General features: G+C 45.5%; 8 protein-coding genes and 1 tRNA gene (1 of these 9 only partly in view). All 9 read right to left on the bottom strand.

Features of this window, described 5'->3' with window-relative positions; genetic code table 11:
- Window positions 1-63, bottom strand: a tRNA-Cys gene (locus tag B3V51_RS00100); it reaches 163 nt to the left of the window's first position.
- 177 nt (window positions 64-240) lie between these two features.
- Window positions 241-375: a putative transporter small subunit gene (locus B3V51_RS00095; protein WP_208855952.1), complete on the bottom strand. Its 135-nt coding sequence runs from the start codon at window positions 373-375 to the stop codon at window positions 241-243.
- A gap of 94 nt (window positions 376-469) precedes the next feature.
- Complete coding sequence (locus B3V51_RS00090) at window positions 470-2,137, bottom strand: sodium:solute symporter family protein (protein ID WP_286707742.1); 1,668 nt, start codon at window positions 2,135-2,137, stop codon at window positions 470-472.
- A gap of 912 nt (window positions 2,138-3,049) precedes the next feature.
- On the bottom strand, window positions 3,050-4,012 hold the full coding sequence (gene fdhD / locus B3V51_RS00085) for a formate dehydrogenase accessory sulfurtransferase FdhD (RefSeq protein WP_286707741.1): 963 nt from the start codon (window positions 4,010-4,012) through the stop codon (window positions 3,050-3,052).
- 90 nt (window positions 4,013-4,102) lie between these two features.
- The gene (locus B3V51_RS00080; RefSeq protein WP_286707740.1) at window positions 4,103-6,433 is read right to left on the bottom strand and encodes an FdhF/YdeP family oxidoreductase; all 2,331 of its coding nucleotides are present in this window, start codon (window positions 6,431-6,433) and stop codon (window positions 4,103-4,105) included.
- A gap of 188 nt (window positions 6,434-6,621) precedes the next feature.
- Window positions 6,622-7,416 (bottom strand): ABC transporter ATP-binding protein, encoded by a 795-nt coding sequence (locus tag B3V51_RS00075; RefSeq protein ID WP_286707739.1) that lies wholly within the window; start codon window positions 7,414-7,416, stop codon window positions 6,622-6,624.
- A 64-nt stretch (window positions 7,417-7,480) separates the two neighbouring features.
- Window positions 7,481-8,380, bottom strand: a complete 900-nt coding sequence (locus B3V51_RS00070; protein ID WP_071001263.1) for an ABC transporter permease — start codon at window positions 8,378-8,380, stop codon at window positions 7,481-7,483.
- Between the two features lie 442 nt (window positions 8,381-8,822).
- Entirely contained in the window at window positions 8,823-9,854 is a 1,032-nt protein-coding gene (locus B3V51_RS00065; RefSeq protein ID WP_071001264.1) for an ABC transporter substrate-binding protein, read from the bottom strand.
- 133 nt (window positions 9,855-9,987) lie between these two features.
- The gene (locus tag B3V51_RS00060; RefSeq protein WP_286707738.1) at window positions 9,988-11,052 is read right to left on the bottom strand and encodes an ABC transporter substrate-binding protein; all 1,065 of its coding nucleotides are present in this window, start codon (window positions 11,050-11,052) and stop codon (window positions 9,988-9,990) included.
- Between the last annotated feature and the right edge of the window lie 592 nt (window positions 11,053-11,644).

The raw sequence follows: 11,644 nt of genomic DNA, 5'->3' as shown, positions 1-11,644 counted from the left end.
GTCGGAATCGAACCGGCGTTAACGGAGTTGCAGTCCGCTGCATGACCACTCTGCCATCCAGCCAATCAAGGTGGACTATATTAGCAAAAATATGCCAAATTACAAGTCATTTTTTGGCTAAAAATAGCTTATTTGTTCACTTGTGCTGATTTTAGTGCTTTTTTATGAGTTTTTTGCGTATTCAGGCTCATCAGCGAGCCGGACTCACTGATGAGAGTACTGATCATTGAGTGTGTACTTTTATAATATCTCTTCGTTATTACGTTTGGCTCGTTTGATATCGCGATAAGTCGCGGTACAAATCAATACCAGCACGCCGAGCGTAATGGCTGGCCAAATTAAAATATATAAGCCGTAGATAAAGACGTTGTCCATGATATCTCCTTATAGTATTTATGAAGGGTTGCCTGTGCAGCTGGTCACATATTGACCAACTGCCAAACCCGCAAGCGGTGTTCGCTACCTGTGTTTATGAAAGCTCAGAGGTCGATGCCTTGGCTTTTTTATCATAATCGCCGACACGTTGATTGATTAAAGCAAAATCAAAATGTTCATCACCCATGAGGCTAACAATGATACAAACGATTGTGCTGGCACCATAGGCCGTTAGTGAGGCCAGTAGTACCATGTACTGACGTAAGAAGCCTGTGGCAAAAATGAGCATCAGTACCAGCGTGATCGCTGCCGCTACCATGCCGATTTTACGACCCAAAAAGCCAAAGACCATCAGTCCAATCACGACTGCGGCGCCCACACTGGCCAGTATTTCAAAGAAAAGGGCAGTAAAGCCTGTCATCGGTAGCAGCTCAAAGCGTACCACACAGAATAGCAGCAGGCCGACGATGACCGCCGAGGTAAAGGCGGTATTGGTCACGCGGTTCCAAAACACACTGGCGATGACCGGAAAAACAATCGCGCCCCACAGCGCCCCTACAAAGACCAACATCACCAAGATATCTAGCTTAAAGCTGGCAAAGATCAGTCCAGCAGCGGTGGCGATAATCATCGTGCTACGACCAACGAGCATCATCGTTTTAGGCTTGACGCGGCCTTTGGCAATGTTTTTACCGTATACATCTGCCATCATAATGGTCGATAATGCCGACAAATCTGAGTCGGCTGTCGATGACAATGAGCCAATGACCAAGATAAAGAACAAGGCGATAAATACAGGGTGCAAGTAAGTGCTGACCATCTGTGGTATGAGGTTGTTCATATTGCCATCTAGTGGCTCGATACCGATGGTCAAAGCCATCAATCCGATCATACCAAGACCGATGACGATGCCAGCATAGCCGACCGTGGCGGTAATAAAGGTCTGTTTAATCTTAGTCTTATCGATCGCAAACAAGCGCTGCGTGATGGTTTGATTACCAATCGCATAAGCAAGTACAGCGACAAAATAGGGCGCTCCTTGCTGAAAAAACGCTTCGGATGAAAAGAAATTCTGCTGTTCAAGCGTGAGGTTAGCGAGGCCATCGACCATGACTTGTGGCCCACCCATCGCAAACAGTACCGCTGGAATAATGACAATACCGATGGCCATCAAAGCGACCAATTGCGCAAAGTCTGTAAAAACGGAAGCACGAAACCCTGAGGTTAGGGTGTAGCTTAGCACCCCGATACCTGCAATCATGACCCCCGTCTGAAACGATAATGGCGATAATACCGACACCAACGCCCCAGCTGCAGTAAAGTTGACCATCAAGCTAATTAAGCTGCCCATAAGGTTGGATATGGCTAAAATTAATTGGCTTGATGAGCCATGGCGGGCGTGGATAAGCTCACCTAAGGTATGACCATCGGGTGCAAGCTCACGAAAGCGCATACCAAAAGGATAGATGAATAAGATCATCAGCGCGCCCCAAAAGCCGTAATGTATCGGCCCTGATACGCCATACTTGTAGCCAGAGGTCGCCGCCGCATAAAACGATGCCGCCCAAATCCAAGTAGCGGTCATACTAGCAGCACCCATGCCAAAGCCGACGCCGTGGCCTGCCACCATAAATCCTGAAGTGGTTTCTTTGTCTTTTTTGATCAGCAATGACAACAAATACGTGCCGCCATAAAACGCTAACAACAATAAAATAATGGTTAACGATGAAAATTGGAACAGTGACTCAGTTTTCAAATTCATACCTCGCGATTATTTTACATAAATAAAAGTTTAATAGTATAACTTTATCCAAAACTGTTAAGAATAAAATAAAGCCCATAAAAGTCTTATGTAGAGGCATCACACAGTGCTAACAGTTGGCCGTCATAAAAAGCGGTCAGCGCCGACCCAAATGCAGCGCGCTGGCGCACTTGGTGTTTTAAGAGTAGATCCTGCAACCTGTAAATGACAACTGTCCATTGACATCATGCCGGTCACTCACTGTTGTACGTCATTTGAAAAAATCACATGCAACAGTGAGCCACGTTTCACAAAAATCGCAGGGCAGTCATCAGCATGCGTCTGTTGATGGGTAGTCCATCACGCTGTCAAGTGGTCATACTTGATAATAGCTGGCTGCTATAGAGCGCTGACAAGGCAGGTATCTACAGCAAAATTATGAATAAGCACTCAGCCATCTGCTGATGACGGTGCTAAGTGTAGACAGCTTTATCGGCTAACATTATGTATAGCCGGCTGAAATACACCCAAGCATGAGCGAATTTTTGCCCATGATTAGGTAATTGACGCATTACCTGTAGTTAAGTATCAAACACGCTACAGCCCTGATGCGTTGCACCATAGGCTCAGTATTTATAAATAAAACTACAGCTATGTTAACTATGTGTAACATACTCGTGCGCTAAGGGTACCCTATTCTGCCGTGAAGCTCAAATCTATCGATCAGTTATTTGTCATAAATGACCAAAAGGCAGAGGCAGACCTCAAGAAAAATGGCATTGACAAATGGGGTTTATGAAAAGGTGTTTGTGAGGGTGTCAATAAGGCTAACATATTGAATGGTGGCAGTATTAAATGACCACTGTGAGGGTATCAAAGTAAACGAATCGGTGATAACGACAGGATTTAGAAAATGTGGTTAGGCAATACTCATCAAATACCAGTGTAGTAGGTGACTCTATTGTCACGCAAAAACCCAGCCAGTCCCAAACCATAGCGCTGGGCGACCCGTACGGCCGTACTGGTGGGCGCAGACATGCCAACGAGCCAAGGGATACGCCCCCGAATCGATTTTTGTACCAACTCAATCGATAATCGTGAGGTCATGAGTACGCAATCAACCTCTACTTTTTGTCGCAGTTGCCAACCGATTAATTTGTCGAGTGCATTGTGACGGCCTACGTCCTCAAACAAGTACAACTGCTGATTGTATATCGTCGCTGCTGCATGCACAGCTCCTGTCAGTTGGTGTGTATGCTGTGTGGCATCTACTTGCTGACGTAGTACTAATAGATAGTCAAGGCTTGGCACGGGTGCCTTATAGCTATGCATGTTTGCTTGTGAATAGTGGCTCAAGTCGGGCAATGCTTGTGTCAGGCCCGTAATACCGCACATACCGCAGCCCGTTCGTCCCGCCAGTTGGCGCTTTTGTGCTTGAATACGCTGATGGCAGCGCTGGTTTAGCACCAGCTCTACGACATAGATATCATAATCTTGAAATTGCTCTAAGCGTTGTTCAATGGAGGCGGATTCAAGATTCCCATCGTTTGAGGATTGAGCAAACTTTTGGTAGCTGGCAATATCTGTAAGATGTGTCACTTCCCAATCAAGCAACTCATGACTGTGCTGAATCAAGCCCTCGCTAAATAAGAACCCAACAGCCAAATACTCTAGTTGGTAAGGGCTGGCCATCAGTACCGCATAATGAATCCCATTAATAACGATTGATACCGCTGCCTCTACTGCCAAACTGGTGGTTTGAGACTCAATACAGCTTTGAGGTATATCGGCTCCATGAGTCTTGTCCGATGGATAATAATGCTTCTGCGCTAAATGTTTGCGAGCGAGCATTGTCTCGGCTGCGCTATTATCATTATCCTCAGATATCTCAGTCATAATCACTCTAGTTTCAGTTGTCTCTGCCATCATAGCCATTTTGCTAGAAGACTCACTTTGCTCAAAATTACTTTCAGTGATCATCACCACTTATACAGGTTCGGCTGTCTGAACACTTGTATTCACACGCTCTAAGATCACGGTCGTCGATTTATATGCTGGGATATGAGAGTCTGGCGCATGGGTATCCAAATCAAACAGGTCGTTACATTCAGGATAATAGGCGGCGACGGCATTGGCGGCGATATCCATCTCAGTCAATATGAGCGGCCCTAGTACGCGCGGCTTGTTTTTATGCGCTGTGTGGCTTGAGCTGCTGGCGTGCCGCGATACCATCACCTGATCTCCTTTTTGCCAGCCTAGGCGGCTGATTTCATCTGGATGCATGAATAGCACATCTCGGCGGTTGGTCTGGCGATAGCGGTCTTTGAATCCAAATATCATCGTATTGAACTGGTCATGACTACGAACGCTGGTCAGTTGCCAAACCTTTTGCGTTGTGTCCTCATGATCAATGTCATGTGTGTCCGCCATTTGGGCAGCGACATAAGTGATAGGGTATTGTGGTACTTCAAACTGAGCTTTGCCACTCTCGGTATTCCATACACGATGACGCGCCGCATGATACAAATGAAACCCGCGCTCATTGGTACGAATGCGCTGATTGAAGTCTTCAAAACCGTTAATAGCTTGGGCGATATAGTCTCGAATGAGATCAAAATCTTCGCTCATGGCAAGCCAAGGAATAGAGGAGTCAGCACCAAGTACGTGTGTCGCAAGCTCCGCTATAATCTTTGCCTCAGACTTTAAGGTATCACTCACAGGTTTAAGCTTACCTTTGGTTGGAACGATTTGACACATTGAATCTTCAATCGTTGCAAACTGCTCACCTTTTGTTGTCAGGATACGCTCAGTACGACCCAGACAAGGCAGAATGACGTTGTTTGCTCCTGGGTATAGCATGGTTTCATTGAGCTTGGTACCGACAAATATGTTGAGCTGAGTGGTGGTTAATGCTTGCTCGATAGCGCTGGTGTCGGGTGCGGCGACCGCATAATTGCCTCCCATGCCCATAAACACTTTTAATTTACCTTCGATAAGGGCTTTGGCGCCTGTGACGACATCATAGCCATGCTCTTTTGGTATAGGACGCTCAAAGACGCGCTCTAGACTGTCTAATAAGGTCTTACTCGGGCGTTCATGGATACCCATGGTACGATCGCCCTGAACGTTGGAGTGACCGCGAACAGGGGAGGCGCCCGCACCATCAATACCAATCATACCCATTAGCAGCAATAAATTGGTAATCATCGCAACATTGTCATCGCCTTGCACATGCTGGGTGATACCCATGCCCCAAGTGCAAATGGTCGCTGAACTATCAGCAACTAGCTTAGCGAGATTGACAATATCTATTTGAGGAATACCGCAGCCAAGCGTGACATCTTCCCAAGTCTGCGCTGTTAGCCATTGTTTCAGCGGTTCAAAACCTGAGGTATGAGTGGTAATAAAATCATGGTTGATTCTATCATTTTCAATCAGCCATTTAGCAATGCCCGTCAATAGCGCGGCATCACCGCCGATTTGAATTTGAATGACATCATCGACCATATCATCACTTTGACCGGCAGCCATATGCGTGGGCTTTTGCGGATTTCTGAACTTGCTTAAACCTTGCTCGCGCATCGGATTAATCGAGATGATGCGGCATCCTTGCTCATGCGCGTGGGCGAGCATCTCGAGCATGCGCGGGTGATTGGTCGCTGGATTTTGTCCAAACATCAATATTAGCTTGGCCTGCTCAAAGTCCTCTAGCATGACTGTCGCTTTACCGATACCTAACTGTTTGCTGAGCATGACGGACGTTGGTTCATGACACATATTTGAGCAATCAGGCAAATTATTGGTGCCAAAACAGCGCACAAATAACTGATATAAGAAGGCTGGCTCGTTGGTCACGCGCCCTGATGTATAAAATAGCGCTTCATCGGGTGAGTCAAGCTGTCCTAGCTGCTCAGCGATTAGGCTATAAGCCGCTTCCCAAGGAATAGGGACATAGCGATCTTGCGCGGCATCATAATAGACAGGCTCTGATAAACGACCACTATGCTCAAGTTCGTAGCCAGACCATCCTTGTAACTCGGTCACGGTATGCCTTGCAAAAAAATCGGCGTCTGCTTTGTGTGTCATGGTCTCACTGGCAATGACCTTGATTCCGTTCTCACAGACATCAATGGTCTTGTGTGATTTATGGTCAGGCCATGCACAGCCAGGGCAGTCGAATCCGCTCTGAGGTTGATTGCTTTTTAGGACACTAAGGCTGCCTCGCAAAAATGTCTGATAGTCCATCAGTTTTTGAGTCGATGAGATCAGCGCAGGCCAACCAGCAGCAGGATGAGAGTAAATAGGAATTTTGCGCATGACAGACCTCATCAATAAATGGCGACATAATGGTGGTGTTTCATCACTATATAATGCCCGCTGTGCCGTGTGTAGCAGTAGTAACCATAGATAACAAAAAACCTTCAAGAAACATCAATTTTCTCGAAGGTTTTAGGAGCAGCTAAAACAGTTATATCTGCTACATAAAATTCATAAGTTGGAGAATATTAGCTTAAAATTAAGCTATCGTCTTCAACCTTTTCGCCGCGTGTTTGCTCGAACATATCTAATAGATCATGCACGGTCATGCCTTTACGAATGTCTCCAGACACATCCAAGACCACTTGCCCTTGGTGTAGCATCACGGTGCGCGTACCATGTGCCAATGCTTGTTGCATAGAGTGGGTCACCATCATGGTGGTGAGCCTATTGTCTGTGACAATTTTATCTGTCAATTCTAAAACAAAGGCGGCAGTTTTTGGATCAAGGGCAGCAGTATGCTCATCGAGCAATAAAATCTTAGAGGGCTGTAGCGATGCCATCAGCAGGCTCACGGCTTGACGTTGACCACCAGAGAGTAGACCCATACGGTCTGTCAAGCGATTTTCTAGTCCCAGTTTTAACACAGACAGTTTTTCACGGAACAAGTCACGGTTGTTTTGATTTAGTGCAAACTTCAAACCGCGCTTGCCGCCACGTTTATAGGCCAAGGCCATGTTTTCTTCGATCGTCAGCGCTTCACAAGTACCTGCCATCGGATCCTGAAAGACACGAGCGACCCAGTGTGCACGTTGATGGGCGGATTTTTTGGTGACATCAATGCCATTTAGCAAGATTGAACCACTATCGACGCGCGTGGTACCGCTTACTGCGTTCAAAAAAGTCGATTTACCTGCGCCATTGGTACCGATAACGGTGACAAACTCACCATCAGCGATATTCAAACTAATACCACGTAGGGCAGGGTTTTCGATAGGTGTGCCTGGATTAAAGGTCAACTGTAAATCGGTGGCTTGCATCATAATCGTTATTCCTTATTATCTCTTCGGGCAAAGCAAGTGCTGTTGGTACTTGCTTAAACTGTCATTAGGCGCGAACTTTGCGTGATAAAAACTTCGTTTTCGCTTTTGGTAAGACCAAAGCCAGTACCACGAGTAACGCGGTAATTAAGTTCAAATCTTGCGGGCCAAAGCCGATGCTACGCAGCGTATCGCTCGATAGTGCGACCTGAATAAACAGCTTGTACAATACTGCACCGACCACAACCGCAAAGGTAATTAACCAAATACGCTTGGCAGGAATGATGGTCTCACCAATGATGACTGCTGCTAGACCGATGACGATGGTGCCGATACCAATAGAAATATCAGCGCCGCCTTGGGTCTGGACAAATAGCGCACCTGCCAAGGCAATCAAGCCGTTAGAGATCGCCATACCGATGATGGTCATCCATGAGGTATTAATACCTTGCGCTTGTGCCATTCTCAAGTTTGAGCCAGTAGCACGCATTGATAAACCAGTTTCGGTACTATAAAACCAGTTTAAAAATAACATGGCAATCGCCACGACCACACCGATAATCAGACAGCGCATCCAATAACCATTGCCATTAGTCACTAAGGTACTAAATACCGTCGTTTCACCAAGTAGCGGTAGGTTTGGGGCGCCCATGATGCGTAGGTTGACAGAATATAGGGCAACCATCACTAAGATACTGGCAAGCAATTGTAGGATGCCAAGTTTGACATGCAGCCATGCAGTAACGATACCAGCGATTGAGCCTGCTAGCATACCAAAAGCACAGGCGAGCCACGGATTGACACCCGCAACGATAGAGATGCCAGCGACCGCGCCGCCCAGCGGAAAGCTACCGTCAGCCGTCAAGTCAGGAAAGTCAAGCGTACGAAATGAGATCAGCACACCAAGTGCGACGAGGCCATAGATCAGACCACTTTCAAGCGCACCAAAAAAAGCAATTAAAGACATAAGAGATCAGTAAGTCATAACTCAGTGTCTAGCGTATGGAACCAAGATAAGTGAGTGGCAAGCGCCAAAACCCTCTAAATGCTAAACAGCTAAGCGGTGAATTTAACAGATTAAGCAATCTGCGGTTAGGGTAAACCAAAACAGGTCACGATTAACAACGTTCATAAGTTACCTTGGTTTAAAGCGCTGATTCAAGCAACGGCAATATCCAATACAGCAAAAATGTATTTTACTTAACAAGTATCAGATAAGCCATAAGCTAACTACAGCAATATATGAAACAAGCTATTTAAACAGGTTCTGCTGAAACAAGAAGCCCAGCCTACTGACTCATAGCTGGGTTTCTTGTCAAACATTTAGCATGACAGCACAAAAGCGCAATCACTGATTCATATTATGATTTTGCTCATGGCTGCTATGGTAAGCCAAATACAAAGGTGCGTTATTCTACCACTTCTTTTGCTTTATCGATAACTGCTTGTGACAAAGTAATGCCTTCTTCTTCAGCATGTTTTGGGCTGACATACAGGTTAAGCGCTTGTGGGGTGTAAACAGGGATAGCGCCTGCTTTTTCACCATTCAAGATACGAACAACGATCTTACCCGTTTCACGGCCAAGCTCATAATAATCTACGCCTAATGCTGCAACCGCACCGCGCTCAACTGAGCTGGTATCTGAGGCGATCAGTGGAATCTTGCTTTCTTTGGCGATTTGATAGAGTGACTCGTAAGCGGATACCACGTTATTGTCTGTTGAGGTGTAGATCATATCGACCTTACCTTCTAGGCTACGTGCTGCCATTGCGATGTCATTACTACGCTGTGCTGGTGCTTCAAGCACGTTAATGCCTTGAGGGGTCAATTTCTCTTTTAGATTTTGTAAGATAATCGTTGAGTTGACTTCACCTGGACTATAGACATAACCGACATTTTTTAGTTCAGGAATGACTTGGCGCATCAATTCAATTTGCGGCTCATATGGTAGGGCATCTGAGGCTCCTGTCACGTTGGTGCCAGAGCCGTCCAAACTTGGCACCAGCTTGGCAGCGACTGGATCAGTCACCGCAGAGAATACCAGTGGAATGCTGCTCGTTGAGGCGGCCACAGACTGTGCAGATGGGGTAGCAATCGCTACGATCACATCTGGATCATCAGCGACGAACTGTTTGGCAATCTGACCGGCTGTCGCAGTGTTACCTTGTGCGCTTTGGAAGTTGACCGTTAGGTTTTCACCATCTTTGAATCCTGCTTCGTTTAACTCATCGATCACGCCTTTGCGTACATCATCAAGTGCTGGATGCTCAACGATAGCAGTGATAGCAACAGTTTTCATTTCGGTGGCAGTATCGCCAGTAGCCGCAGTATCAGTCGTGCTAGTATCTTGGGCTGATTGATTACAACCCGTTAAGATAGCAGTGCATACACCGCCTAGTAGTAACGCTTTGCCAAAATTAAAACGATTTTGATACAACATGGTTCTGACTCCTAAAAGTAATAATGTGTCCGTACATTATTTAATAGATGGGTAAAAGGGTAAAGCGAGCCACTTATGATGGCTACAGGGTATTTTTCAGTATTACTATTCAGCACTATTTATTTTATTCGTGCTATTTGTTATCAGTGCTTTGCGCTTGTTCATCAACATTGATGCCATTTTTTAGCAACTCTGCTGGCAAACTAACGCCTTGCGTTTTGGCATGCTTAGGGCTGATATATAAGGTTAGATCGTTCATGACGGCAGGTTCAATGTTATTGATCGCCTCGCCATTTAATACGCGATATACCATTTTGCCAGTGGTACGACCAAAGTCATAATCATTAACGCCAAGAGCAGCTGCCGCGCCGCGCTTCACGCTAAACTCATCAGACGCGACAATAGGGAGTTTCAACTCGTTTGCTGCTTGAGTCATGGCCTCAAAAGCAGAGGCGACGTTGTTGTCAAATGAGGTATAGATGATATCTGCGCGTCCTTGCAAGCTACGGGTTGCCATGCCGATATCGGTTGGACGATTGGCAGGGATATCTAACAATGTCAGATCTCGTGCTGGTAGCGCTTGTTTTAGGCTATCACGCAATGACACTGAGTTTGCTTCGCCTGGGCTGTAAACGTAGCCGATCGTTTTCATCTCAGGCTTTATTTGTTGTAGTAAATCTAACTGCGGCTCTAGAGGTAGCTGACTCGATAATCCTGTCAAATTGCTTTGAAAAGGCTTGCCATCTTCATTGATAAGCTTAGCGCCTAGTGGGTCTGATACGGCCGTATAAATGATAGGAATAGTAGTGGTAGCCGCGACAATCGACTGGGCCGATGGCGTCGAGATAGCGACGATGGCGTCCGGATTGTCTCCTGCAAACTGCTTAGCAATCTGTCCTGCTGTCGCTGTATTGCCCTGTGCACTTTGGAAGTTGACCGTTAGGTTTTGGCCTTCGACATAACCATTGTCTGCCAGCTCATCAATAATACCGCGGCGCATGTCATACAATGATGGATGCTCAACGATTTGGGTAATCGCAATAGATTTGGCAGGTTTTTCTGCATCTGCAGCAGAGCTATTTTCAGTAGTGGCGGCTGTGTCAGTAGAGGAGTTCGAGCAGCCTATCAGGCCAAGTGTGCTAATGGCACTAAGAGCAACGCCATATAGGCTTAAGCGTAGAGTAGAAGCAATAGTCATTATTAGGATAACTCATAGGTTATATCAATCATAAAAACCAAGCGAGGACTGTCAGATTGATCAAGCCTACTAATAGCAATGCTCAAAGAATCTGTTTGGTTCTCTTTGGTTCTAAAAAAGATATTGGAGAATGCAGATTAGCCGAGTCAATACTACGTCTACGTCAACATAGCAGGCTAACCATTAATTAAAGTAATCGTTCCGTCGATTATTATGTTCATATTATGACAGCAATGTAAGTTATCGCAATAAAAAATTAAAGCGCATTCGTCATAGGCGTACTTAGTAAGACTATTAGGCATTGTCGTAACCACTGTCATAAGTGTGGTTTTGAGTATTTAACCATAAGAATTAGCCTCTTAAGGCATTGTCTTATCCAATAAACTGATAGTCAAAAAGCATACAAGCTAGCAACGCATCTATTACCAATCCACTTCATAATTAACGTAAGCTAATGTTTATATAAAAATTTTTTATATGAGAAGTAGGGTGCGTCCAAAATCCATATCATTATTATGTTGACGTGTTGAATATATAGTAAAGCCCAAATAAAACTGATATATCATCATAAACACACTCGATTAAATACTAT

Source organism: Psychrobacter sp. UBA2514 (assembly GCF_002341255.1).
Classification (GTDB): Bacteria; Pseudomonadota; Gammaproteobacteria; order Pseudomonadales; family Moraxellaceae; genus Psychrobacter; species Psychrobacter pacificensis.
Note: the sequence above shows the minus strand (reverse complement) of the source record. Positions and strands in the feature narration are given on the sequence as shown.

Bases quoted from the DNA above. Each gene is read 5' to 3' on its own strand.
- B3V51_RS00095 (WP_208855952.1), bottom strand. From the start codon at position 375: ATGGACAACGTCTTTATCTACGGCTTATATATTTTAATTTGGCCAGCC.
- B3V51_RS00090 (WP_286707742.1), bottom strand. From the start codon at position 2,137: ATGAATTTGAAAACTGAGTCACTGTTCCAATTTTCATCGTTAACCATT.
- fdhD (WP_286707741.1), bottom strand. From the start codon at position 4,012: ATGACTGAGATATCTGAGGATAATGATAATAGCGCAGCCGAGACAATG.
- B3V51_RS00080 (WP_286707740.1), bottom strand. From the start codon at position 6,433: ATGCGCAAAATTCCTATTTACTCTCATCCTGCTGCTGGTTGGCCTGCG.
- B3V51_RS00075 (WP_286707739.1), bottom strand. From the start codon at position 7,416: ATGATGCAAGCCACCGATTTACAGTTGACCTTTAATCCAGGCACACCT.
- B3V51_RS00070 (WP_071001263.1), bottom strand. From the start codon at position 8,380: ATGTCTTTAATTGCTTTTTTTGGTGCGCTTGAAAGTGGTCTGATCTAT.
- B3V51_RS00065 (WP_071001264.1), bottom strand. From the start codon at position 9,854: ATGTTGTATCAAAATCGTTTTAATTTTGGCAAAGCGTTACTACTAGGC.
- B3V51_RS00060 (WP_286707738.1), bottom strand. From the start codon at position 11,052: ATGACTATTGCTTCTACTCTACGCTTAAGCCTATATGGCGTTGCTCTT.